Annotated in this window: 22 protein-coding genes and 1 riboswitch; of the genes, 8 read left to right on the plus strand and 14 right to left on the minus strand. The window is 70.1% G+C overall.

What is annotated here, in order from left to right; all coding sequences use genetic code 11:
* Positions 1 to 26 precede the first annotated feature (26 nt).
* The gene (locus BMW85_RS33220) at positions 27 to 356 is read right to left on the minus strand and encodes a hypothetical protein (RefSeq protein ID WP_143082491.1); all 330 of its coding nucleotides are present in this window, start codon (positions 354 to 356) and stop codon (positions 27 to 29) included.
* A gap of 521 nt (positions 357 to 877) precedes the next feature.
* Here BMW85_RS33220 and BMW85_RS33225 point away from each other — a divergent pair.
* Positions 878 to 1,492, plus strand: a complete 615-nt coding sequence (locus tag BMW85_RS33225) for a dihydrofolate reductase family protein (protein WP_091089447.1) — start codon at positions 878 to 880, stop codon at positions 1,490 to 1,492.
* Positions 1,493 to 1,784: 292 nt separating this feature from the next.
* Positions 1,785 to 1,963, plus strand: a riboswitch (M-box (ykoK) riboswitch).
* A 126-nt stretch (positions 1,964 to 2,089) separates the two neighbouring features.
* On the opposite strand, the gene BMW85_RS52660 is transcribed toward BMW85_RS33225, so the two are convergent.
* Positions 2,090 to 2,719, minus strand: coding sequence for a Tn3 family transposase (locus tag BMW85_RS52660; protein ID WP_425434394.1), 630 nt, complete (start codon positions 2,717 to 2,719; stop codon positions 2,090 to 2,092).
* A gap of 42 nt (positions 2,720 to 2,761) precedes the next feature.
* Here BMW85_RS52660 and BMW85_RS33235 point away from each other — a divergent pair, with 42 nt between their 5' ends.
* Entirely contained in the window at positions 2,762 to 3,514 is a 753-nt protein-coding gene (locus BMW85_RS33235) for a MerR family transcriptional regulator (RefSeq protein WP_091089449.1), read from the plus strand.
* Complete coding sequence (locus BMW85_RS33240) at positions 3,514 to 4,377, plus strand: hypothetical protein (RefSeq protein WP_091089452.1); 864 nt, start codon at positions 3,514 to 3,516, stop codon at positions 4,375 to 4,377. Before BMW85_RS33235 ends, BMW85_RS33240 begins: the two co-directional genes overlap by 1 nt.
* A gap of 187 nt (positions 4,378 to 4,564) precedes the next feature.
* On the opposite strand, the gene BMW85_RS33245 is transcribed toward BMW85_RS33240, so the two are convergent.
* The 3 genes from BMW85_RS33245 to BMW85_RS33255 all read right to left on the minus strand — a co-directional run bounded on the left by BMW85_RS33245 (position 4,565) and on the right by BMW85_RS33255 (position 5,623).
* Entirely contained in the window at positions 4,565 to 4,801 is a 237-nt protein-coding gene (locus BMW85_RS33245) for a hypothetical protein (protein ID WP_091089454.1), read from the minus strand.
* A 236-nt stretch (positions 4,802 to 5,037) separates the two neighbouring features.
* The gene (locus BMW85_RS51480; protein WP_177241010.1) at positions 5,038 to 5,211 is read right to left on the minus strand and encodes a hypothetical protein; all 174 of its coding nucleotides are present in this window, start codon (positions 5,209 to 5,211) and stop codon (positions 5,038 to 5,040) included.
* Positions 5,212 to 5,251: 40 nt separating this feature from the next.
* Entirely contained in the window at positions 5,252 to 5,623 is a 372-nt protein-coding gene (locus BMW85_RS33255; protein ID WP_091089457.1) for a winged helix-turn-helix transcriptional regulator, read from the minus strand.
* Positions 5,624 to 5,700: 77 nt separating this feature from the next.
* Here BMW85_RS33255 and BMW85_RS33260 point away from each other — a divergent pair, with 77 nt between their 5' ends.
* Positions 5,701 to 6,111, plus strand: coding sequence for a RidA family protein (locus BMW85_RS33260; protein ID WP_091089460.1), 411 nt, complete (start codon positions 5,701 to 5,703; stop codon positions 6,109 to 6,111).
* 88 nt (positions 6,112 to 6,199) lie between these two features.
* On the opposite strand, the gene BMW85_RS33265 is transcribed toward BMW85_RS33260, so the two are convergent.
* Entirely contained in the window at positions 6,200 to 7,792 is a 1,593-nt protein-coding gene (locus tag BMW85_RS33265) for an MFS transporter (protein ID WP_091089461.1), read from the minus strand.
* A 594-nt stretch (positions 7,793 to 8,386) separates the two neighbouring features.
* Between BMW85_RS33265 and BMW85_RS33275 the strand changes: the two genes are divergently transcribed.
* The gene (locus tag BMW85_RS33275; protein ID WP_177241011.1) at positions 8,387 to 8,980 is read left to right on the plus strand and encodes a helix-turn-helix domain-containing protein; all 594 of its coding nucleotides are present in this window, start codon (positions 8,387 to 8,389) and stop codon (positions 8,978 to 8,980) included.
* Positions 8,981 to 9,101: 121 nt separating this feature from the next.
* Positions 9,102 to 9,974 (plus strand): class I SAM-dependent methyltransferase, encoded by an 873-nt coding sequence (locus BMW85_RS33280; protein ID WP_091089467.1) that lies wholly within the window; start codon positions 9,102 to 9,104, stop codon positions 9,972 to 9,974.
* A 227-nt stretch (positions 9,975 to 10,201) separates the two neighbouring features.
* Here the strand turns inward: BMW85_RS33280 and BMW85_RS33285 are convergent, their stop codons facing one another.
* The 3 genes from BMW85_RS33285 to BMW85_RS33295 all read right to left on the minus strand — a co-directional run bounded on the left by BMW85_RS33285 (position 10,202) and on the right by BMW85_RS33295 (position 13,039).
* Positions 10,202 to 10,852, minus strand: a complete 651-nt coding sequence (locus BMW85_RS33285) for a TetR/AcrR family transcriptional regulator (RefSeq protein ID WP_091089469.1) — start codon at positions 10,850 to 10,852, stop codon at positions 10,202 to 10,204.
* Entirely contained in the window at positions 10,849 to 12,378 is a 1,530-nt protein-coding gene (locus tag BMW85_RS33290; protein WP_091089471.1) for an N-acyl homoserine lactonase family protein, read from the minus strand. Before BMW85_RS33290 ends, BMW85_RS33285 begins: the two co-directional genes overlap by 4 nt.
* A gap of 82 nt (positions 12,379 to 12,460) precedes the next feature.
* The gene (locus tag BMW85_RS33295; protein WP_091089474.1) at positions 12,461 to 13,039 is read right to left on the minus strand and encodes a TetR/AcrR family transcriptional regulator; all 579 of its coding nucleotides are present in this window, start codon (positions 13,037 to 13,039) and stop codon (positions 12,461 to 12,463) included.
* Positions 13,040 to 13,129: 90 nt separating this feature from the next.
* On the opposite strand from BMW85_RS33295, the gene BMW85_RS33300 reads away from it, so the two are divergent.
* Positions 13,130 to 14,530, plus strand: a complete 1,401-nt coding sequence (locus BMW85_RS33300) for an MFS transporter (RefSeq protein ID WP_218156039.1) — start codon at positions 13,130 to 13,132, stop codon at positions 14,528 to 14,530.
* Positions 14,531 to 14,566: 36 nt separating this feature from the next.
* Here BMW85_RS33300 and BMW85_RS33305 read toward each other — a convergent pair whose 3' ends face one another.
* The 5 genes from BMW85_RS33305 to BMW85_RS33325 form a co-directional block, all read right to left on the minus strand.
* Complete coding sequence (locus BMW85_RS33305) at positions 14,567 to 15,796, minus strand: aminotransferase class III-fold pyridoxal phosphate-dependent enzyme (RefSeq protein WP_091089571.1); 1,230 nt, start codon at positions 15,794 to 15,796, stop codon at positions 14,567 to 14,569.
* An 84-nt stretch (positions 15,797 to 15,880) separates the two neighbouring features.
* Complete coding sequence (locus BMW85_RS33310) at positions 15,881 to 18,373, minus strand: ATP-binding cassette domain-containing protein (protein ID WP_091089479.1); 2,493 nt, start codon at positions 18,371 to 18,373, stop codon at positions 15,881 to 15,883.
* Positions 18,374 to 18,442: 69 nt separating this feature from the next.
* Complete coding sequence (locus BMW85_RS33315; RefSeq protein ID WP_091089481.1) at positions 18,443 to 19,615, minus strand: substrate-binding domain-containing protein; 1,173 nt, start codon at positions 19,613 to 19,615, stop codon at positions 18,443 to 18,445.
* A gap of 48 nt (positions 19,616 to 19,663) precedes the next feature.
* The gene (locus BMW85_RS33320; RefSeq protein ID WP_091089484.1) at positions 19,664 to 20,710 is read right to left on the minus strand and encodes an ABC transporter permease; all 1,047 of its coding nucleotides are present in this window, start codon (positions 20,708 to 20,710) and stop codon (positions 19,664 to 19,666) included.
* A 53-nt stretch (positions 20,711 to 20,763) separates the two neighbouring features.
* Positions 20,764 to 21,519, minus strand: a complete 756-nt coding sequence (locus BMW85_RS33325; RefSeq protein ID WP_218156040.1) for an SDR family NAD(P)-dependent oxidoreductase — start codon at positions 21,517 to 21,519, stop codon at positions 20,764 to 20,766.
* Positions 21,520 to 21,663: 144 nt separating this feature from the next.
* Here BMW85_RS33325 and BMW85_RS33330 point away from each other — a divergent pair, with 144 nt between their 5' ends.
* Positions 21,664 to 22,527, plus strand: coding sequence for a carbon-nitrogen hydrolase family protein (locus BMW85_RS33330; RefSeq protein ID WP_218156041.1), 864 nt, complete (start codon positions 21,664 to 21,666; stop codon positions 22,525 to 22,527).
* Positions 22,528 to 22,546 lie beyond the last annotated feature (19 nt).

Below are 22,546 nucleotides of genomic sequence, written 5' to 3' on the forward strand. Positions count from 1 at the left end.
GGCGTGGGTTGGGGCAGGCCCGGCGGTCAGGTGTCGGGCCGGTCAGGTGCGGCCCCGTACAGGAAGAGATCGACGACGTCCTGAGCCGGTTGCCGGCAGAGGGTGGGTGCCGGGCGTTCCCGCGGAGGCAGGGCCATCTCCGGCGGCGGTGGCTGGGCAACGGCGGCCCGTTCCATGAAGGCCGGAGCCGGAAACCAGGGGCCGGCGATCTCGGCGCGCGTGGCGTCGTGGACGCGGTCGCCGAGGACGGAGTCGAAGGCGCCTTGCGCGTTGGTGCCGGCCGGGGCCAGGAGTCGCGCGAACTCGTCACGGGCGCGGGCGCGGGCGCGGGTGCGGGTGTCGACCTGCTGGGTCACGACACCTCGTCTCCTGTCTCGTCCTGAGCCCGATGTGAGCCTTTCAGGGATGGCGACGCAGCCTACCTACCAATAGGTAGGGGGACAACCGAATAAGTGCCGCACACCACGACGATGGCCCGCGCGGGTGCGCGGGCCATCGTTTGCATTCCCATGGACGCTGCAACATGTCCATCGGCGCCCCGGCCTCCATCACGTCGAAGCTCTGCCGCCGGTAGAAGCTCAACCCGGGCGTGGGCGGTATCGCACCGTACAGCAGCAGGTAGCCGCAGTGGACGTAGATCTGCCGCATCAAAGGCATGCACAGGTGTTTCGGTCGACCGTTCCCCGTGACCGCCGACCCCTCGATCGCTATCTGGGGTTGGCGCGATGAGGGTCCGGGCCAGCAGCGGTTTGATCTGTGCTGGCAAGGAGTTCCAAATGCCGACTCTCCGTCGGGACGGACCTGTGGCCGGCCGATTAGTTTGGGATGCTGCGCCGGTCTACCTATCGACACCTCCTGACTTGAGGGGATCACCTCAATGGCAAAGATCATCTCTACGCTGTTCATCTCGGCCGACGGTGTGGCCGAGATCGACCCCGATTGGCACTTCCCGTACTTCGACGAGAACATGGGCCGCGCCGTCGGTGAGGACTATGACACCGCTGACGTGCTGCTCATCGGCCGCGAGACCTACGACAGCTTCGCCGGTGCCTGGCCCGGCCGTGAGGCCGCGGGTGGGGACGACGCGCCGTTCGCCAAGCAACTCGGGGACATGCGCAAGGTGGTCGTCTCGCGCCAGCCGCTGGAGTTCTCCTGGCGCAACTCCGAGCTGATCAAGGGCGATCTCCTCGATGCCGTCACCTCGCTCAAGGCCGATGCCGGCATCAGAGGCATCCTCATCCCCGGGTCGATCTCCGTGTTGCAGCAACTGCTCGCCGCGGGGCTGGTCGATGAGCTGCGCTTGCTGGTGCATCCGGTGGCGGCGCGTAAGGGCCGCAAGCTGTTCGACGACGGCGACGCGCCGTACCACCTGAAAATGACGGCGACGGAGGCGTTTCCGACGGGCGTGATCCGCGTGATCTACTCGCCGATCGCGGCGCCTGCCAAGGTCGGCTACGACGAGGTCAAGGAGCAGGTACCCGGAGGGAAATAGCCGCCATCGCGGGGAGGATCGCCGCATCGGTGCCGCATCCGTCGGTCAGCGATGTGATCGTCCGCTACCGCCACACCTGGGCGCGACCTGCGGGGATCATCGAGATGACGGGCGAACTGCTCGTCGCGCACATGGTGGAAACGTTGGGCCAGGTGGGGCGCCTGTTCTTCGAGAGGCTATGTGGACGTTCTGAGCTGCCTGCGGGAGGACTTGTGGCTCGAGTTCCTCCTTGTCGGGCCCACGATGAGGCGGAGCGGCTAACGGCGACGAGCGCCTCGCCCTCGAAGCCCTGGGGATCGATGGAGACGTCGGGAGCACGTCCGGATACAGGCCGCTGACCCGACGACGTCGAGAGACGCCCAGGGTCAGGACACCTCTCCCCGGCTTAAGAGGTGAGGCCAAGCGGCTTCCCGCACGATCTTCGCGGGCATACGCCGGGCAGTGCCGAAGCTCTTACGAGATGTGGGGTGCGCCGCCTGTCACGAGGCGGGCCCCGTCTCGGATGCAGCACCGCGGTGGCGCGGTGCCCGGCCGGGCGGAGGTGAGGATGTGTCCGACAGTAGTTCGAGCCGATATCGGCTCATGGCCGGCGTGTCCTCATCCGCCTCCGGCACGCGGTAACCGCAACTCCCGCGTTCCCATGTCTGGCCCCGTCGCGTGCGGCGGGCGCGGGCAGTACGGCTGAGCGCGCGCCCCTGGCGGCCCATTCCGGGCTGAAAGGGGTTGGTTCATCATGGCCTCCACCGACTTCACCGCGACCGGCGCGGGTGTGTCCTTCGACCGTCTCGGCGCCACGCCCCGGCGCGCCCACGCCGGCGACATCTGCGGCGCCCTCGGCATGATCCGGCACGGCGAGGCGGTGGCCTGGTTGGTCACCATTGATCCGGAGACCCGGGTCATGTCCGACCACTGGGTGTGAATCTTCTGCCGGTTGATCTTGTTGCGGGCGATCGCATCCAGAGGCCCGTACGCCGGCGTGCTCCCGTAGGGCAGCTCGGCGCGCCAGAACCGCTGGTCGCCCAGGTCGGCGAAGCGGGGCGCGAACCGGTAGCCGAGCATGGAGAAGATTCCGAATACCGTGTCCGAATCGGACGCCTGGTCAGTGGTGAGGACCTCGGGCTGCGGGCCGGCGTCGATGTTGATCAGGGTGTCCAGGATGTACAGCGAGTCGCGCGCCCATCGACCGAGGCCGGCAACCCGCCGATCAATCCGAAGCGGGAAGATCACGGCGCTTGACCATGACGTAGCGTCAACGTTTCTAATAAGCGCATGAGGATCAGCGAGCTCGCGACGATGGTCGGGGTCTCCACCCGTACCGTACGCCACTACCACCATCTGGGGCTTCTCCCCGAGCCCGAGCGGCTGGCCAACGGCTACCGGGAGTACCGGCTGCGCGACGCGGTGGCGCTCGCCCGGGTGCGGCGACTGGCCGAACTGGGCCTGTCCCTCGACGAGGTCCGCGACGTCCTGGCCGACGACCAGGGCCGGGAGCTGCGGGAGATGCTTCTGGAGCTGGACGCCGACCTGGCCAGGGAGCAGGCGGCGATCGCCGACAGAAGGGCCCGGCTGGCGGCTCTGCTTGCGGAGGCGGACCTGCACCCCGACTCGACGGTCTCGCCCGACATGGCGGAGGTGCTGCGCGGCCTTCCCACCGGGAGCTCGGCGTTCGCCGAACTCGACCGCGAACTGCTGACCCTGGCCGCCACCTTGAGCGACTCGGAGGGCGGAGCCGAGTTCGCCGATCTGTTGCGGCCACTCACCGAGCCTGAGGCGTACGCGCGGGGGCATGCCCTCATCGCCCGGCTGGATGAGCTCGCCGACGCCGACCCCGGTGATCCGCTCGTCGCCGCGGTCGCGCGTGACCTCGCGGATCACCTGCCCGACGAGATGGTGTCGGTGATGCTCGCGAGCCTCGACGACGCCGCCAACGGCCAGTGGCTGGAGGAGCTGCTGCGGGAGCTGCCCGCCGCCCAGGCCGAGGTCTTCCGGCTGCTCGTGACACAACTGAAGGAGCGAGGGTGATGGTGCGGGTCGCGCGTGCCGCGTTGTTCGCCGTGCTCCCCGCGGAGCTGGTGCTCGCGGTCCTGCTCGTGTCCGGTGTGTCGCTGCCGCTTCCCGTGGTCGCGGTGGCCGAGGTGGTTGTTGCCGCGGTGCTCGTCCTGGAGGCGGTGACCGCGTACCGGCTGTTCGGCGCCGCGCGGCAGGCCGGCGCGGATCGCTGGACGGCGGTCCGCGCCGCCTATGAGCGGCTGGTTCCCGAGCAGGTGCGGCGGATCGTGGGGTTCGACCTGAAGGGCGTGATCAGCCTCGCCCTGTGGGTCGCCCGCCGCCGCCACGGCGTGCCCGCCGGCTCCACCGCCGTTTCCTACTCCCGCGCGCAGACCCTCACGATGGTGATCTTCCTGGGGGCGATGGTCGTGGAGCTGGTGGGCGCGGAAGTGCTGTTGCGGGCGTTCGGCGCGACGGCGGGCCTGCGCGCCGTGGTCCTGGTCGCCGACGCCTACGCGGTCCTGATCGTGCTCGCGGTCATCGCGGCGTGCGTCACCCGTCCGCACGTCGTCTCCGGCGACGAGGTGCGCGTCCGCTACGGGGCGTTCTTCGACCTGCGTGTCCCTCGGGAGCGGATCGCCAGGGTGCGGCACGTCCGCAACTACAACGAGAGCGGCACGGTCAAGGTGGACGGGGATCGGCTGGCCGTGGCGGTGGCGTCCCAGACCAACCTGATCCTGGAGCTGACCGAGCCGGTCACAGCCGTCCGGCCGCTCGGCAGCCGCGCCGAGGTCCGTACGATCCGCTTGTTCGCCGACGATCCCACAGCCGCCCTCGCCGTGCTGCAGCCCCGCCGGCCGCACGCGCTGAGGCGGCATGAAGACGGAACGGGCTGACCGCTCAGGTGCTCGCCCACACGGTCACCGACCACCTCTACTCCTACATCGCCTCGTGAACCGGTGAACGACGAGGGCTCGGCTGATCTGAACAGCGCGGCTCCTCGCCGTTCTCTCACACGAAGAAGGCCCCAACGGGATCATCGACCGATCGGGGCACTCGGCGAGCGGAACATCGTGCCCGCGATCAGCTCCTCAGCCAGAGCATGTAGTACGGGCTGTCCCATCGGCACTCGTACTCCTTCCACCCCCAGTCCAAGTGGGCGGCACCCGCCTTGGCGCAGGCCGTAAGTGTCTTGTAGCCCTGGTAGGGGGTCCAGCCCAGAGCCTTGGCGCTGGCCGGAGGGGCGGCGGCGAGGGCACCGACGGCGAGGGTCGCGGCCATGGCCAGCGTCACGCCGAACCGGGCAGCCTTCTGTCGCAAGACATCGTCCTTTCGTCGTAGGGCGGCGCACGCGTCGCCCTATGGATGGCCCACGGTAGCGATCGTTGATCGCGAAAGGTGAGTGTTTGTCGATCTTGTCCCCGCCGAGTCGCCACCAGAGCGGGAGAGCTCGGCTACCACGAGCAGTACCGCAGCGTTCACGACCCGCTCGTCACCCTCGCCCGCCTGGCCGGGGTGACGAGTTCCGTCCGGCTCGGCGTGGCCGTCCTCAATGCCTACGTCCAGCCGGTCATGCTGGGCAAGCAGCTCGCCACGCTGCAGGCCGTCTCCACCGGGCTCGGCCGGGTGCCGGAGGAGTTCGTCGAGGTGCTGCGCAAGGTGGGGCGGACGAGGTGGCCGAGCACCAGGGCGAGTTCTACGGATCCCGCCGGCGCGCCGGCGAGCCTCACCTGCGGCGAGATCTGGCCGGCACCGGTCAGGGGGGAAGGGTCAGAGGCCTGTCTCTTCCCGCGTGTCGAAAGCGTCGCGCGCGCGTTCGATGGTGGGCATGTGCTCCGAGGCCCACGCCAGCAAGACGTCGATGGGCTGCCGCAGGGTCTTGCCGAGCGGTGTGATCCGGTACCTGACCGCCACCGGCCGCGTGGATACGACCTCGCGTTCGATCACCCCGTTGCGCTCAAGTCGGCGAAGAGTGGCGGTCAGCGACTTCTGCGTGACTGCGGGAATGGCCCGGCGCAGCTCGTTGAAGCGGCAGGGGCGTTCGCAGAGCTCGTTGAGCACGCCGAGGGACCACTTGTCGAGCACCTGATCGAGGAGCTCGCGGTGAGGGGCGTCGATGCGGAGTTCGCCGTCGGTATCCATGGTGAAACCTGGTCTCGTTGAAGTGCCCTTTTGATACTAGATATCTTACGTATACCTACTTTGAAGGAGAAACGGCCATGACTGTCCAGTACTTCACGCCGGAAGGCATGCTGCAGCCCACCCCCTACCACCACGTGGCCGTCGGCAAGGGCACGACTCAGGTGCATGTGAGTGGCCAGGTCGCCCGCCAGGCCGACGGAACCCCGGTGGCCCCCGGTGATCTTGCCGGGCAGGTCGCCCAAGCACTGCGGAACATCGCCCTCGGCCTGGCGGGCGCGGGCGCCTCGTTCGCGGACGTGCTGCGCCTGACGTTCTACGTGACCCAGTGGAGCCCGGAGAAGATCGGCGACTTCATGGCCGGCGTGGAGGCTGTCGCCGAAGAGATCGGCCTCCAGCTTCCCATGCCGCCGGCCAGCCTCATCGGTGTGGAGTACCTCTTCGAGCCGGATGTGCTCGTCGAGGTCGAGGCGACCGCGCTGCTCGACTGACGCGGTGCGCATGGGCCGGGGTCGCGTCCGATGGGGCGTTCTCCCCGAGGTATGGACACCGGTTGTCATGCAGCAGGCAGGCAGTGCCTTATAGACGGCCTGTAGTCGTCGGCGATTCTGCCTCGGCCGCGACCGGTGAGGGCGTGTTCTTGGGGCCGCGGGAGGCGATGTATACGAACAGGACGCACATGATGGCGGCGCCTGCCCACATGGCCTGCTGCCAGCCGTTGACGAAGGACTGCTGGGCTGCGTAGAGCAGGTCCTGTGCGTGAGGTCCGGTGTTGGTCGCGACCTCAACGGCGTTGGCGATGCCTTCGCGGGCTGTGTCGGCGGCGTGTCGGGGGATGCCGTGCAGTCTGTCGTCGATGGAGCTGCGGTAACCGGCGGAGACGAGCGCGCCGAGCAGGGCAACGCCGAGTGCGGTGCCGAACTCGCGGGTGACGTCGTTGAGGGCGGAGGCGACGCCCTGCTTCTGGTGCGGAAGGCTGGCGGTGATGGCTTCGGTGGAGGGGGTCATCGACAGGCCCATGCCGATGCCCATGGCGAGCAGGCCGGGCAGGACGGAGGGGTAGCCGCCGTCGACGGAGACGAACAGGGCCATGAGCGCCATGCCGACGGCGGCCAGGGCAATGCCCACGACCATGGTGGCGCGGGCGCCGGTGCGTGAGGCGAGCTTGGGGGCCAGGCCGGAGGCCGTCATCATCGCGACGGCCATGGGCATCATCGCGACCGTGGACAGCAGGCCCGACCAGCCGAGTACGGCCTGGAAGAACGGGAAGAGGACCACGCCGATTCCCGCCTGGACGCCGAAGACGACCAGAAGCGTGATGGAGCCTGCGGCGAGAGTGCGCTCGCGGAACAGCCGTACGTCCAGCAGGCCGGTGTCGCGGCGGCGCAACTGCCAGGTGATGAAGCCGATGCCGGCGATGAGGCCGGCCGTGAGGCTGACCAGTGTCTGGGGGGCGGTCCAGCCGCGTTCGGGGCCTTCCTGCAGGACGAAGATGAGGCCGGTCACCGCGATCGCGGAGAGCAGAGCGCCGGTGGTGTCGAATCGGTGGGGCGAGGTCTCGCGGGAGTTGGGGACCGACTTGAGCGTCATGGCCAGGGCCGCGGCGACGAGGACGGCTGGCAGGCCGAACAGCCAGCGCCAGTCGGCGACGTCGACGAGGAGCGCGGACAGGAACATGCCCAGGATGCCGCCGCCCCCGGCGATGCCGGTCCACACGCCGATCGCCTTGCCGCGCTGTTGTTCGGGGAAGGTGGAGGTGATGACGGCAAGCGTGATCGGCATGATGATCGCGGCGCCGATACCGCTGGCCGCACGGGCGGTGAGCATCACTTCCGCGGCCGGGGCCAAGCCCGCGGCGACGGTGGCGATGCCGAAGACACCCAGTCCGGCGATGAGCATGGGCTTGCGGCCCAGGCGGTCGCCCAGGGCGCCGAGCGGCAGCAGCAGCGCTGCCAGGACCAGGGTGTAGATGTTGATGATCCACAGGACCGTGCTCTGGGACGCGCCGAATTCCACGGCCATGTGGGTCTGCGCGACGTTGAGCCCGGTCACCGAGGCGATGACCGCCATCAGGGCGATGGAGACGGCGGTCAGGACCTTACGCAGTTGACGCGCGTCGATGGCACCCCCGCCGCTGGCCTGCGCGACTTGTGCGGGCTGGTTCGTACTCATGGGTTTCCTTTCAAAGGGCGTGCCGAGATGGCGCCGGAGCAGGGCCGGTCGCCGAACAAAAAAAGGGGGTGGGTGGGGCGCCGCGCATCACCGGGCGGTCGAGCGCCGGCGGGTGCCGTGGCCGGGATATCAGGGGGACGTGCCGCCCTGGGCTGCGTGGAGGGCAGCGTCGGTGTCCGCGGTGGCCAGTACGTTGTTGATGTGGGCTCCGGCCAGGGCTCCGGCCAGGGCTCCGGCCAGGGCTCCGGCCGCTGCGGCGGGCCCAGACCTTCCAGGCCCTGAGCGCGGGCCTGCATCTGCGTGGCGACTGCGAGGACGCGGCGGGCCACGACCTGGCCGTCAGCCAGGTTCACCCCGGCGATGGCCGCCGTACTGGCGTACCTGCTCCCGGCCCGCCCGGAGGATCTCGGCGGGCGGGGTGCCGTCCAGGACGATGAAGCAACGCGCCCGCGAAGGCGGGCAGTGTGTCGCTCGCGTACGGAGAAGCCGTCCCAGCCATGGTCTCCCGCCTTTCCTCGCGTGTGGTCCCGGAAGTTGCGGGCCATCCGTACGAGACGCTAACCAGATTTGCATCCAAGGCATATGCTTTTGCCTATGACGCAAGAAGATGATGATCTGGACAGCCTCGTACGCAAACGCCTCCGCGCTCTGCGGGTGGCGCAGGGCTGGTCCTTGGAGGAGTTGGCCTCCCGCGCCCACCTCAGCCAGTCCTCACTGAGCCGCATCGAGAACGGTCAGCGCCGACTCGCCCTGGACCAGCTGGTCACCCTCGCCCGCGCGCTGGACACCACGCTTGATCAGCTCGTGGAGACCGCCACCGACGACGTCGTCACCAGCCCGACGATCGACAGCGCCCACGGGCGGATGCGCTGGACCGTCAAGGCAGACCCTGGAATGAGCGTGGTGCGCCAGCGCCTGACCGACCCGCCCCCCGAGAACCCGGCACGCATGCGTGCCCACCCAGGGCGCGAATGGCTCGTCGTCCTGTCCGGCACGGCGGTCCTCATGCTCGGCCACCGCCGCTACCGCCTTGAGGCCAACCACGCGGCCGAGTTCCCCACGATGCTGCCGCACGCGATCGGTGCCGAGACAGGGCCCTGCGAGATCCTGGGGATCTTCGACCGCGACGCCCGCCGCGGCCACCAGCGCGACGACGGCGATGGCGGCGCTCAGAACGCTCCGGAATGACGGCCCCGCCGCTGCCTCCGCCTCGGCGGTCCTTGCGCGTCGGGCAGCACACCACGCCATCGTCTTGCGTAAACAGGAAGATCTAGTGCCCGAGGCGCATAGCCGCCCTAGGGTGAAATCCATGAGCCACGCACATATCCACGCCCCGCAGCACGGCGCTTCACAGGGGCACCACCACGAACACGCGACCGACGGCCAGGCAGAGATCCTCGACCTGGACGCCGAGGTCCTCGCCGAGCACACCGCCTCCATCACCGCATGGCTGCCGCTGCGGACCAGCCCACGCCACATCGTGGATCTGGGCTGCGGCACAGGCGCGGGCACCTTCGCCCTCCTCGACCGCTTCCCCGACGCGCGTATCACCGCCGTCGACGAATCCGCCGACCGCCTTCAGCGCCTGCGCACCAAGGCATGTGCCCGCGGCGTCCAGGACCGCGTGCGCACTGTGCAGGCCGACCTCGACGAAGCGGCCTGGCCCGACCTTGGCTCACCGGACCTGGTGTGGGCGTCGGCCTCGATGCATCACATGACCCACCCGGACCGCGCACTGCGCGCCGTCCATGACGCGCTCGCGCCCGGCGGCCTGTTCGCCGTCGTGGAACTGGCCGGCCACCCCCGTTTCCTGCCCGACAACGCCCCCGAGGACCGGCCCGGCCTCGAAGAGCGCGTCCATGCCGCGGCCGACCTCCTCCAGGCCGAACATATGCCCCACCGCGGCGCCGACTGGGGGCCGATGCTGACCGCCGCCGGCTTCACCGTCGAGGACCAGCGCACCGTCGCCGTCAACATCGAAGACTCGCAAAGCGAGGCGATCAGCCGCTATGCCCTCGGCGTCCTACAGCGCATCCGCGGCGTCGTCGCCGACAGGCTCGCAAGCGACGACCTCACCGCGCTCGACCAACTCCTCGACACCAGCAGCCCGCACGGCATCCCGCACCGACATGACCTGACAGTACGCACCGAGCGCACCGTCTGGGCCGCCCGCCGCACCTGACCCCCTGTCCAACAACCCGGGCGTGTCCAACAACGACACCACGGGATTGTTGGGCATGGTCAGCGGCATGGACACCTCCCCCGGCCGCGTTTCCACCCGTGACCAGAACTTGGCCCGCCAGGAAGCCGCCCTCACGGCGGCCGGCTGCGCCAAGCCGCGCTTTCACCCGACCAACGGTCGCTGCCCGCCGTCGAGGCGTACGGCCAGCTACTGCCCCAAGATCGTGGTTAGGGTTGCCCTCCTTCCTGTCGCGGTGGCGTGCCGGGGGGCCGCAGCAGCTGGTCGGCTTGGCGGAGGACGGCCTCCAGGTATTGGCGTGTGGCGGCGGGGTCGGCTGGTGTGTCCGGGTCGATGAGCATGCGGTACATGGCCGCGCCCACGACCATGTCGATCACGGTGTCGAGGTCGGCGTCGGCGGCCAGCTGGCCGTCGCGGCGGGCGCGTTCCAGTGCGGCGTGGATCAGCCGGCGGCGGGGCTGGATGTACTGCTCGCGGTAGGTGGCCAGCAGCGACGGCTGGGCGACGCTGGAGCCGATGAGCTGGGCGAGGATCGCCCGGAAGCGGGCGTCGCCGAAGGTGTGCACCCAGGAGTCCATGAGCCGCTGGTCGGCCGGCTGCGTCGTGGCGTCGGTGGTGGCCCAGATGTCGGCCTCGGGGATGAGGGTGCGGGCCTGCTCGATCGCCTGGGTGAGCAGTTCCTCCTTCGAGGACCAGCGCCGGTAGACGGTCACCTTGGCCACGCCGGCGCGCTTGGCGATCTGCTCGAAGTTCGCGCCTTCCAGGCCGCGTTCCACGAACAGCTCCAGCGCCGCCTTCATGATCGCCCCGTCGGCCTCGGGGTCACGGGGTCTGCCCCGGGTGCGCCGCGCGGAGGTCATCGGAGCTCCACCCGCCCCAAGTCCATGCCGGACGCCGGCGGCACGAAGTGGGGGGTGTGCCCGGGCCGCAGCCGCCAGTCGGGGGTGAGGACGGTCTCCATGTGTCGGCGCAGCTCCCGCAGCTCCTCCTTGCCGGGCGTCCCGTGGTCGAACGCGGAGGCGACCAGGTCGGACTGGTAGCGGGTGTTGTCGTGGGCGAACAACGGCACGGTGACGGGGTCGGAGGCCAGCAGGGTCTGGATGCGCCGGGCGGCCTCGAGCTGGCGGGCCGTGTCGGCGCCGCCGATGGTCATCTGGCGGACCTGGTCCGTGGCCAGGTGGGGCAGTGTGTAGAGGGTGTCGCCCATGAACAGCACGTTGCCGGCGTCCAGGCGCAGGAGCACGCACATGTGGCCGGGGGAGTGGCCGGGGGTGGGCAGCAGGATGAGGCTGCCGTCACCGAAGTGGTCCTGACTGTCGGGGAAGGCGCCGAAGGCGCCGGAGTCGAAGGCGGGGAAGGAGAGGTTGTTCTTGACCAGGTCGAAGGAGTACGGGTAGACCGTGCCGTGTTCCCAGTCGCGGCGGTCGAGCACCACTGTCGCCTGAGGCAGGTGGCGCAGCCCTCCCGCGTGGTCGTCGTGGACGTGGGTGAGGAACACGGTGGTGATCTCCTTGGGGTCGTAGCCGAGCCGGGCCAGGTGGACCCGCAGGTCCTGCTCGGGGGTCAGCTGGTATTCGTCGCGCTGGGTCAGCAGGCGCGAGACCATCTGGTTGTGGTTGTAGTACCCGTCGTGATCGTGGGCTTGTTCCCAGTTGACGCCGGTGTCGACCAGCATGAGGCCGTGCCGGGGGTGGTCGATGAGGTAGGCGTAGACGGGCACCGCGATCTGCGCCTTGTCCACAAGGGTGCGCAGGTAGCCGTTCAGCCCTTCCCAGCCGTCCAGACCGCCGTAGAACTGGCCGTAGGTGACGATGGTGTCGCCGGTGTGGATCGGGAACACCCGTACGGCGCCGTCGGCGATCCGCCGCCGCGCGCCCGGGGTGCGCACGGCCGCTTGCCGCTCCTGCTCGCCCCGCGCCAGCATCTCGCTTCGCTGCCGTTCCACCCGATCGACGGACAGTCCGCTCAGCACTCCCAGCACCAGCCCGGCACCGCCCGCCAGGAAGGCGCGCCTGGTGCTCCGGGTGCCCCGGCCGCCCTCCGCCCGACGTCCGCGCAGGAAGGCGGCCGCCGCCCATGCCAGGCAGGCGACAGCGGCCAGGGCGAGCAGCACCGGCAGGTCCGTGACGTAGTAGACGACTCCGAGGTAGAGCCCCAGAGTGCCCAGGCCGGCCGGAACCCCGATGAACGCCAGCACCCGGCGCCGGGTGGACAGCGGGCCGAGCACACCGGGCCACAACAACCCGACCACCAATCCGGCCAGCAGCAGCCCATAGACCACCAGCAGCGGCACGGGCACGTCCTTCAACCGCAGGACGACCAGCCAGGCGGCGCCGACCGCGAAGGCGGGAACGAGTAACCCGATCTTGCCTACAGACTTCAGCATCCGGCCACCTCATTTCGTAAACGCATACGGATGCGTTTACATAATAGTGCGGCCACGACCACGTCGTGCCCAGCCTCTGCGGTCAGACTGTCAGCATTGACTGCACGGTCTTGGTCACCACTTCTGCGGCGTCGTCCGGTTCCAGGCGTCCCGCCCGTATCTCGGTCGCCGCTCCGTGCAGGACGTGGTGGACGACGTTGACCAGCCAGACGGTCGGCAGGTCGGTACGGAAGACGCCCTGGTCCTGGCCACGGCGGATGAGCTCGGTCATGCGCTGAACGGGTTTCGCGTGCAGCTCCCGGATCCGTCCGGCAGGGAGGACCTCCTCGGCCGCGGTAAGCAGGGCCGCGGACTCGGCCACCACCTGCCAGCTCGACGCCAGCAGGCGGGTCATCGCCTCGCGGGCGTTGCCCGTCAGGTCGATGGCCGACAAGGTCTCGTCGCCGGCTCTCAGCGCGTCCGTGAAGGCCGCTTCGACGAGTTCGGCCCGGGTGCCGAAGTGCCCGTACAGGGTCATCCGCCCCACGCCCGCCGCTTTCGCGATGTCGTCCGTCCTGGCGTTCGGGTCCGAGCTCAGCAGGGTGCGTGCCGCGGACACGATGCGGGCGATGCTGCGTTCGGCGTCGGCGCGGCGCCTGGGGCGCGCGGAGGGCTCTTCCATGTCGGCACTCTAACGCGTATGTGCATATACGAGTTATAGTCATGGCAAAGCTCGTACATGGAAGTACGAGTTCTTGCCTATGGAGGCATCGTGAACCGACCAACCGCGCGGCCGGACGCACACCCGGCGCGCTGGCGCATTCTCGGCCTGCTCGGGGTGGCGCAGCTCATGCTGATCCTCGACGTCACCGTCGTCGCCATCGCCCTGCCGCACATCGAGACGGACCTCGGGCTCAGCCGCGAGGCACTGACCTGGACCGTCAGCGCCTACACGCTCACCTTCGGCGGCCTCATGCTGCTCGGTGGGCGGATCTCCGACCTGGCGGGCGCCAAGCGCGTCATGCTCGCCGGGCTCCTTCTCTTCACCGCGGCATCACTGGCCACCGGGCTGGCGGAATCCGCGGCCCTGCTGGTGGGCGGTCGCATCGCCCAGGGGGTCGGCGCGGCCCTGCTGTCGCCCTCGGCGCTCTCCCTGGTGGTGACCCTGTTCGACGGGGAGGAGCGGAACAAGGCCCTGGGGGTCTGGTCCGCGCTCGGCGGAGGCGGAGCCGCCCTCGGCGTCCTGCTCGGCGGACTCCTCACGGCGGGACCCGGATGGTCATGGGTCTTCTACGTCAACGTGCCCATCGGGGTGGCGATCGCCGGGGTGCTCGCCGTTCTCGTGCCCGCGCGGCGGGCATGGGCGGCCGAGCGGCCGCGGCTCGACATCCTCGGCGCGATCCTGGTGACGTCCTCCACCGCATCGCTGATCTACGCCCTCATCGCCGCCGGTGAGGGGGGCTGGCTCACCCCGCTCACCGGCTGGCTCGTCCTGGCCGCCGCAGCGGGCTACGTCCTGTTCGTCGTACGGCAGAAGCGGGCGCGCTCGCCCCTGATGGACGTCCGGCTGCTCGTGCGGCGGCCCGTGGCGACCGGCGCGTTCCTCATCATGATGGCGACCGCCCTGATGATCACCGTGTTCTTCCTGGGCACCTTCTACTTCCAGCAGGCTCAGGGGTACGGCGCGTTGCAGACCGGGCTGTTGTTCCTGCCCGTGGCGGTGGCAACGATGCTCGGCGCCAACCTGACCGGCCGGGTGATCGGCCGTTGGGGTGGACGCGCGCCGGCCGTCGCCGGCATGGCCCTCGCGGCCCTCGGCATGGCCGTGCCGGCCGTGTCGATGAACCCGGCCCTCGTCGTGGTGGGCGTCTCCGTCGCGGCGGCGGGCACCGGCGCGATGTTCGTCGTCGCCTCGGCGACCGCACTCGGCCAGGTGGCGCCCCACGAGGCCGGGATCGCCTCCGGCATCGTGAGCACCTTCCACGAGTTCGGCGCCTCCGTCGGCGCCGCGGTCGTGTCGAGCGTCGCCGCGGCGAGCCTGGCGGGGGAGACGCTGAGCGGCTTCGCCGGCGGGTTCACCGTGGCGGCTGTCGCGGCGGCCGTCGGCATCGTCGTCACCGCCCTGGTGACGCCCGGACGGGCGGGACAGGAGGCGCCTCTGCCCTCCTCCTAGCCGGTGCTGTGGAGTCGCGGCCTGCCGAGCCGGGTCTCAGCCGTCGCCGAACCGGTCACGGACCGCGCGGAAGGCGGCCTCCGTGCCGGCGAGCGCCCGGGCCACGATCTCGTCCGTGTGGGCCACGCTGACGAACCAGTTGTGCCGCGGATGGATGTAGACGCCGTGGTCGAGCGCCACGCGGGAGAAGTGCATCATCCGTTCGAAGTCCGTGTCGGCCAGGAACCGGAAGTAGGGCATCTGCGCGGGCCCGGTGTAGGAGATGGCGAGGTCGTTGGCCCTGGCCTGCTCCACAATGCCGCTCCTGAGCAGTTCGCCGGCGCGCTCCATCGCGGCGATGCCGTCCTCGTCGCGGATGGCGTTGATGGTGGCGATGGCGGCGGCCATGGGGACCGCCGCGAACCAGTAGGTGCCCGTGCTGAAGATGCTGGTGGCGGCGTCCCGCAGGGCTTCGATGCCGAGGATCGCCGAGACGGTGTAGCCGTTGCTGACCGCCTTGCCCCAGGCGCTGAGATCGGGCTGGATCCCCAGCGACTCCCAGCTCCCGCCGAAGTTCAGCCTGAATCCGCAGCGGACGTCGTCCAGGATGAGCACCGCGTTCCTGGAGTCGCACACCTGCCGGAGCTCGCGGGCGAACGCCGGGTCGACCAGCTCCTGGTCTTCTCCGTCGTTGTGCTTGAAGGGGGTGACGATGATGCCGGCCAGGTCGTCGCCGGCCTCGTCCACGGCCGCCCGCAGGCTCGCGTGGTCGTTGTACTCGAAGTACCGCAGGGCGGCGCGGTCCGACGGGAGCACTCCGGCCAGGCCGGGGGTGCACCAGGGGGCCGCGCCGTGGTAGCTGCCCCGGGCGACCAGGACGACGGACCTGCCGGTGGCGGCCCGGGCGATGGTCAGGCAGGTGGTCGTCGCGTCGGTGCCGTTCTTGGCCAGGTAGGCCCAGTCGGCGTGGTCGACGACGTCCACCAGCAGCTCGGCCAGCTCGACCATTCTGGCCGAGGGGGCGTTCTGGCAGTCGGCCTGCCGCCGTTGGGCCGCCGCGGCCGCCTCGACCCCGGGGTGCTGGTAGCCGAGGACGATGGGCCCGTATCCGCAGAGCAGGTCGACGAACTCGCGCCCGTCGACGTCGCGGATCAGGGCCCCTTCGCCGTGGGAGAGGTACTGCGGGAAGTTCTCCGGGAACAGGCCCGCCCGCTGGTGTCCGTACATCCCGCCTGGAATGACCCGGCGCGCCCGTTCGCGGAGCGCGGCGTCCGAAGTCCCAGCCATGATCACACTCGTCCTTTCAGAGGTCACACCAGCAGCAGGTCAGCGAGCTCCCGTGGGGGGAGAGAGAACGGGGCGAAATCCTCCTTATGCTCGTTTGGCGCGGACCTGTGAGTAGATGGCCGTCGCGGCCAGCGCCATGAGGCCGAGCATCCAGTACTGCCACGCCTGCGACAGGCCGAGGAACACCGTGGTGTTCTGGATGACCTGCAGGAGCACGACTCCGAACAGCACGCCGATGAAGCTGCCCCGGCCGCCGAAGATCGAGGCTCCGCCGAGCACGACGGCGGTGATGCTGGCCATCGTGTAGCTGACGCCGGCGGTGGGGTCACCCACGCCGATCTGCGCCATCAGCAGCAGGGCGCCGAGCATGGTGAGCAGCGCGCTGGCGACGTAGACGGCGAGGTGGACGCGGGCCACCGGGATTCCCCTGTTGCGTGCGGCGTGCTCGGACGAGCCGGCGCCCCGCAGCCGGAGCCCCATCATCGAACGCCGGGACATCACTTCCAGCCCGATGAGGACGGCCGCGCCGACGATGACCGCGTAGGGGATCGGGCCGATGCGCGCCCCGAGCGCCTCGGTGATCGTGCTGGAGATCGACCCGCCGGGCGAGTCGCGCATGACCAGGGAGAGCCCCTGGAGCGCGGTGTAGGTGACCAAGGTGGCGACCACCGGTGTCACCCGGGCGTATCTGACCATCATCCCGTTGCCCAGCCCCACGGCGGCCGCCGCGAGGAACATCAGCAGCAGCCCGATGATCCACCACCCGGCGCCGTACCCGTCGAGGAGGTAGAACGAGGCGATGACCACGAGGGTCCCGCTCAGGGGGCCGACCGACAGGTCGATCCCTCCGGTGAGCATGACGATGAGCTGCCCGGCGGCGAGGAAGAGCACGGGCGCCGCCAGGCCGAGCATGCTGGCGATGTTGAACTCGGACAGGAAGCGGTCGCTCCTGGTGGCGCTCACCAGGGCCAGGAGCACGATCGCGGCCGCGAGGAACAGGCTGGGCGCCTGCTCGCTGGAGAGCAGGCGGCGGAACCTGTCGAGCGGCCCCGTACGCCGCGCCGGTCCGGCGGCCTCCTCGCTCTGGGCCGAGGTCGCCGCCGTGAGTGACGCCTCGGTGATGGCGTGCTCGGAGATCTCGTCGCCGGTCAGCTCGCGGACGACCCGCCCCCGGGAGAACACGAGCACGCGGTCGCACAGCCCGGCGAGTTCGACGTTGTCGGAGCTGAGCACGACGACCGGCGTCCCCGACTCGGCGGTGGAGCGGAGCCGGTGGTAGATGTCGGAGCGTACTCCGACGTCGATCCCCTGGGTGGGTTCGTCGCACAGCAGCACTTTGGGGTCGGACAGCAGGGAGCGGCCGAGCACGACCTTCTGCTGGTTACCGCCCGACAGGTGCTCCACGGCGGAGTCGGGCGAGGCCACCTTGATGCCGAGCTGGCGGATCTCCTCGGCCACGAGCGCGTTCTCGGCCGAGCCCTTGACGACCCCGGCCGAGGCGGTCTGGTTCGTGGCGGCGACGCCGAGGTTCTCCTTGACCGAGAGCACGGTCGCGACGCCTTCGACGTGCCGTTCCTGGGGCATGAGGACCACGCCGGCCCGCCGGGCGCGACGGGGGCTGCCGAGCTCCACGGGCCGGCCGGCGACGGTGACGCCGCCGCCGGTGACGGGGTCGGCTCCGCCGAGCGCGCGGATGAACTCGCGCTGCCCGTTGCCTTCCACGCCGGCCAGGCCGAGGACCTCGTTGCGGGCGAGGGTCGTGGTGATCCCCCGGAGCCGGTCCGAGCGCAGATCGCGTACTTCCATCACGACGTCGCCGACGGAGTCGGGCCGCGGCGGGAACAGCGCGTCGATCTCCCGGCCCGCGATACGGGTGATGATCTCCTCCTCGGTCACCTCCGAGGCGAGGAAGGTGCCGCGGATCTGGCCGTCGCGGAGCACGGTGAGACGGTCGGCCAGGGCCATCACGTCGGGCAGCCGGTGGCTGATGTAGACCACGGCCATCCCGCCGGCGGCGGCCTTGCGCACCTGCTCGAACAGCCTGTCGATCTCGGCCACCATGAACGGCTCGGTGGGCTCGTCGAGGATCAGCACGCTGGGCTCGCAGGCCAGGGCGCCGCAGATCTCCAGCGCCTGCTTCTCGGCCAGGGTCAACCGGCCGGCCACGGCGGCCGGGTCGATGTCCATCCCCATGGGGAGCAGTCGTTCCCTGGCCCAGTCCTGGGCGTCGCCGAACGACGGCCGCAGCCGCTTCGGCACGCTCAGCAGGAGGTTCTCGGTGACGGTGAGGTCGGGGAGAAGTGCCGGGTGCTGGAAGGCGATGGCGAGGCCCTGCTCCCGGGCGGCGATCGGGGATATCTGCCGCATCGGCTCGCCCGCGATCTCGATGGTGCCCGCGTCGGGGGCCAGCGCTCCGGACGCCACCGCCATGAGCGTGGACTTCCCGGCGCCGTTACCTCCCACCAGGGCATGTATCTCGCCGGGGCGCACCTCGAAGTCGACCGCGTCGAGCGCGACGACGCCGGGGAAGCGTTTGGTCACCCCGCGGAGAACCAGTCCGGCTGTCGAATCGACCATGCGAAGGATCACTCCTCACTCGGCTCATCGCTTCCGCCGGGCGCGTGCCCGGCGGAAGACGACAAGTGATCAGCTGTAGGCCTGCTTGAGCTGCTCCGGCGTGAGCTCGGAGGACAGGACAGCGCTGGCGGGAAGGTCGGTGTCACACTTCGGAGGCTTCGTCTCGTCGAGCGTGTTCTCGAAGATCGGGATGTTGATGATCTCCGGCTCGTCGTTCTTGATCCCCTGGTGGGCGGCGACGGCCTTGCGCAGCGCGAGACGGATGATCCAGGTACGCGCCGACACGGTCACGGTCTGGAAGGTCGGGTTCTTGTCCGCGTGCTCCTTCCAGGCGCAGGCGAACCCGTTGTTGTCGTTGGCGGTCCACTTCGGCAGCGGCCGGCCGGCCTGCAGGAAGGCGCGGATGCCGCCCAAGGACGCGTCACCCGAGTCGGTGATCACGCCGTCGATGGTCGGGTACTTGGTGAGCAGCCCGGCCACGACCTTCTGCATCTGGGCGGGGTTCCAGTTGGTGTCGACCGGCTTGCCCGGCTCGTTGAGCAGCTTGACGTTGGCGCAGGCGGAGTTCTCCTTGAGCTCCTTCTCGATGCCGACCATCTCGGTGATGCTCTGCGTGTTGCCCGGGGTGCCGCCGAGGAAGACGACGTTGCCGCCCTTCTCGCCGAGCGCCTCGCACATCCAGCGGGTCCAGGTCACGCCGTCGTTGACGGTGTTGTGGCCGACGAACGAGGTGTAGTCCACCCCTGGCTTGCCGCCGGGGTTCGCCGTCCACGGCACCACCTGCACGCCCGCCTTGTACGCCTCACGCAGCGTCGGCAGCAGCGCCTCGCCGGCGTCGGGGAAGACCACGAGGGCTTCGACGCCCTGGGCGACCAGGGCCTTGATGTCGCTGATCGCCTTCTGCGGGTTGTTCTGGCCGTCGGCGTAGGGCAGCACGGTGATGTTCGGGCACTTGGCGGCCTCGTCCTCGAACTCGGCGCGCGCCGTCTTACGGAAGGCGTTGTCGCCCGTGCCGTCCGCGAGCGCGACCTTGACCGGCTTGGTGCCGCAGAACTCGGACATGGGCCGGAGCTGGGAAACGTCTCCGATCTTGGCCGCGTTGTCGTAGACGGCCTCGACACCGCCGCCCTCGGTGGCGTTGTTCGAGGCGCCCGGCCCGCCGGCACAGGCCGTCGCGCCGAGGGCGAGGGCCAGGACGGCGGCCGAGCCGCGGGCGCGGAATCGGGCTCTGGTGGAGCTCATGGGGTTCTCCTGTCTGGGGGACACTTCTGAAGAGGAGGGCCTGGCCGGCTAGCGCGATGGCAGCGTGGAGGCGGGGTCGGGGGCGCGGGTGGTCAGCCGCGCGCGGACGGCGCTCCACGGCACGCCGCGGGCCACGACGCTCAGCGCGAGTACGGCGGCCTGGACGAGGAGCTGCGTGGCGGTGGACGCGCCGGCGGCGAGGACCACCTGGTCGAGCTGGGTGAGGAAGAGCGCGGCGACCGCGGTGGCGGCCAGGTTGGTGATGCCGCCGGACAGCAGGCTTCCGCCGAGGACGACGGCCGCGATGGTGGGCAGCAGGTAGGTGTTGCCGAGCAGGATGTCGGGGGTCCGCAGGTAGCCGGCGAGCAGGACTCCGGCCAGCGAGTAGCAGATTCCCGCGGCCACGTACGCGCCCATCTCGTACGAGCCGGTGGGCAGGCCGAGCAGCCGCGCCGCGGGCCGTCCGGCGCCGACGGCGATGAAGCGCCGGCCGAGCACCGTGTGGCGGATGATCCAGTGCGCGAGCCCGACCACGACGACCGCGACCAGCAGCAGGTTCGGGATGCCCGCCACCGATCCGACGGCGAACGCGCTCAGCGCGGCGCCGGCCGAGGCGGGGAAGCCGCTGGAGACCTGCAGGACCACGCCGATGAGGATGGAGTTGACCGCCAGGGACGCCACGAACGCCGCGATGGACAGCCGGACCACGGCGAAACCGATGATCAGGCCGCCGAGCGCGCCCACGACCAACGCGAGCCCGACGGCCGCCCAGACCGGGACTCCTGACGCGGCGGGGAGTTTGGTGGCGAGCACCGCGGCCAGCGCCATCCCGCCGGGCACCGACAGGTCGATGCCGCCGTGGGCGACGACGAGGGTCTGCCCGAGCGCGGCGATCGCCATCACCGCCGCGAACGGCAGCATGGACAGCACCGCGGACCCGGACAGGCTGCCGGGTGAGATGAGCGGGCTGGCGGCGAAGAGCAGCAGCGTGATGAGCCAGATGGAGGAGAAGCGACCGGCCCTGAGGCGACGCAGATCGATCAGTCCACCAGGTCCGGCGCGCTTGGCCGGCGGCGAGGTCGTACGCCGAGACATTTACGAGTACCTTCCTGGAAATCTGCAGGGACCGCGCGGTGCGCGGTCCGTGCTCAGATGGCGGTGTAGCCACCGTCTACGGCCACGTCCGCGCCGGTCATGAAGCTGGCGGCGGAGCTCAGCAGGAAGGTGACCACCTTGGCCACCTCGTGGGGGTCCGCCAGGCGGGCGATCGGGTGGCCGGCGATGAGCCGCTGCCGGGCGGAGTCGGGATCGGGCTGGGATCCGAGGTAAGTGGCCAGCTGATCGGTGGCGACCGATCCGGGGCTGACCACGTTGCACCGGATCCCGGCGGCGGCGTAGTCGACGGCGATCTGGCGGGACAGCTGCAGCACCGCTCCCTTGGAGGCGCAGTAGGCGGGCTGGCCGGGCAGGCCGACCGTCCCGGAGATCGAGGAGAGGTTGACGATCGACCCGGGCGTCCCCTGGGCGAGCATCGCGGCCACCGCGTGCTTGCACAGCAGGAACGTGCCGGTCGCGTTGACCGTCATGACCCGGTTCCAGTCCTCGAGGGTGGTGTCGACCAGGGGTTTCGCCACGATCGTTGCGGCGCAGTTGACCAGGCCGTCGAGGCGGCCCCACCGGTCGGTGGCGACCTTGACGGCGTCGGCGACGGCGTCCTCGTCGGTGACGTCCAGCCGGTGTGCCAGGGCGTCGTGCCCGCTGGAACGGAGTTCGGCGGCGAGCCGTTCCACGTGTTCGACGCGTTGATCCGTCAGGAGTACGGACGCGCCGGCCGCCGCGCACTCGCGTGCTGTCGCGGCGCCGATGCCGCCTCCGGCACCGCTGACGATCACTACTTCTGGCACAACTCTCAGCCCCTCTCCCACGGAATGTCCGATTCGTCGGGTCACCATTGCATGCAGTGTGCAGCATGTCAACGACTTGACGTGCTGCATGCTGCATGCCACTCTGCCGGTTATTCACTCACCACCGGACCGAGGGATGGCACGTTGACCGGCTCACCTACCGCAAGCGGCGTCCAGGTCGGGGTCGCTCAGATCAGCGTCGACCGGACGGACGTGGCCGCGAACGTCGACCGCGTCATCGAGACCCTGCGGGCCGGCGCGGCGAGCGGGCATCAGCTCGTGGTCTTCCCCGAGTGCGTGCTCACCGGCTACCTGTTCGACTCCCGCGCCGAGACGCGCGCCGCCGCGATCGGCGCCGCCGACCCCAGGATCGGCCGCATCGTGCAGACCTGCGCGGAGAGCTCCGTACACGCGGTGGTGGGCCTGCTGGAGGAGGCGGACGGGCAGGTCCACAACTCGGCCCTGGTGCTCGGACCCACCGGGATCATCGTCCGCTACCGCAAGCAGCACCTGCCCTACCTCGGCGCGGACCGGTTCGTCGACCCGGGCGCCGACGCCGCGCCCCGGGTGGCCGACCTGCCCTTCGGCCGGGTCGGCGTGATGATCTGCTTCGACCTGCGCTTCCCCGAATCGGCCCGCGAGCTCGCGCTCCAGGGCGCCGACCTCATCGCGATGCCCACCAACTGGCCTATGGGGTCGGACATGCTCGCCGACCACATGACGCGGGTGCGCGCGCTGGAGAACCTCGTCTACCTCGCGGTCGCCGACCGCGCCGACGCCGAGGCCGGCACCCGCTTCATGGGCAGAAGCCAGATCATCGCCCCCTCCGGAGAGGTGCTGGCCGACGCGGGCCAGGACGAAGGGCTGTTCGGGGCGTCGATCGACGTCCAGGCCGCCCGTACGAAGCGGCTCATCAAGAAGCCGGGCGAGTTCGAGCTGCCCGTGTTCTCCGGGCGCCGCCCCGAGATGTACGGCGAGCTCACCCGCCCGATGGCCCCGGGCCAGTAACCGGATCGAACAGGAAGGC

The sequence above is a fragment of the Nonomuraea wenchangensis genome (assembly GCF_900111685.1).
In the GTDB taxonomy this organism is placed as follows: Bacteria; Actinomycetota; Actinomycetes; order Streptosporangiales; family Streptosporangiaceae; genus Nonomuraea; species Nonomuraea wenchangensis.

Excerpts from the sequence above, each read along its gene's own strand:
- BMW85_RS33255 (WP_091089457.1), bottom strand. The coding sequence starts at position 5,623 with ATGGATACCGACGGCGAACTCCGCATCGACGCCCCTCACCGCGAGCTC.
- BMW85_RS33315 (WP_091089481.1), bottom strand. The coding sequence starts at position 19,615 with ATGAGCTCCACCAGAGCCCGATTCCGCGCCCGCGGCTCGGCCGCCGTC.
- BMW85_RS33295 (WP_091089474.1), bottom strand. The coding sequence starts at position 13,039 with ATGGAAGAGCCCTCCGCGCGCCCCAGGCGCCGCGCCGACGCCGAACGC.
- BMW85_RS33225 (WP_091089447.1), top strand. The coding sequence starts at position 878 with ATGGCAAAGATCATCTCTACGCTGTTCATCTCGGCCGACGGTGTGGCC.
- BMW85_RS33285 (WP_091089469.1), bottom strand. The coding sequence starts at position 10,852 with ATGACCTCCGCGCGGCGCACCCGGGGCAGACCCCGTGACCCCGAGGCC.
- BMW85_RS33260 (WP_091089460.1), top strand. The coding sequence starts at position 5,701 with ATGACTGTCCAGTACTTCACGCCGGAAGGCATGCTGCAGCCCACCCCC.
- BMW85_RS33280 (WP_091089467.1), top strand. The coding sequence starts at position 9,102 with ATGAGCCACGCACATATCCACGCCCCGCAGCACGGCGCTTCACAGGGG.
- BMW85_RS33290 (WP_091089471.1), bottom strand. The coding sequence starts at position 12,378 with ATGCTGAAGTCTGTAGGCAAGATCGGGTTACTCGTTCCCGCCTTCGCG.
- BMW85_RS33275 (WP_177241011.1), top strand. The coding sequence starts at position 8,387 with ATGACGCAAGAAGATGATGATCTGGACAGCCTCGTACGCAAACGCCTC.
- BMW85_RS33320 (WP_091089484.1), bottom strand. The coding sequence starts at position 20,710 with ATGTCTCGGCGTACGACCTCGCCGCCGGCCAAGCGCGCCGGACCTGGT.
- BMW85_RS33265 (WP_091089461.1), bottom strand. The coding sequence starts at position 7,792 with ATGAGTACGAACCAGCCCGCACAAGTCGCGCAGGCCAGCGGCGGGGGT.
- BMW85_RS33240 (WP_091089452.1), top strand. The coding sequence starts at position 3,514 with ATGGTGCGGGTCGCGCGTGCCGCGTTGTTCGCCGTGCTCCCCGCGGAG.
- BMW85_RS33310 (WP_091089479.1), bottom strand. The coding sequence starts at position 18,373 with ATGGTCGATTCGACAGCCGGACTGGTTCTCCGCGGGGTGACCAAACGC.
- BMW85_RS33305 (WP_091089571.1), bottom strand. The coding sequence starts at position 15,796 with ATGGCTGGGACTTCGGACGCCGCGCTCCGCGAACGGGCGCGCCGGGTC.
- BMW85_RS33235 (WP_091089449.1), top strand. The coding sequence starts at position 2,762 with ATGAGGATCAGCGAGCTCGCGACGATGGTCGGGGTCTCCACCCGTACC.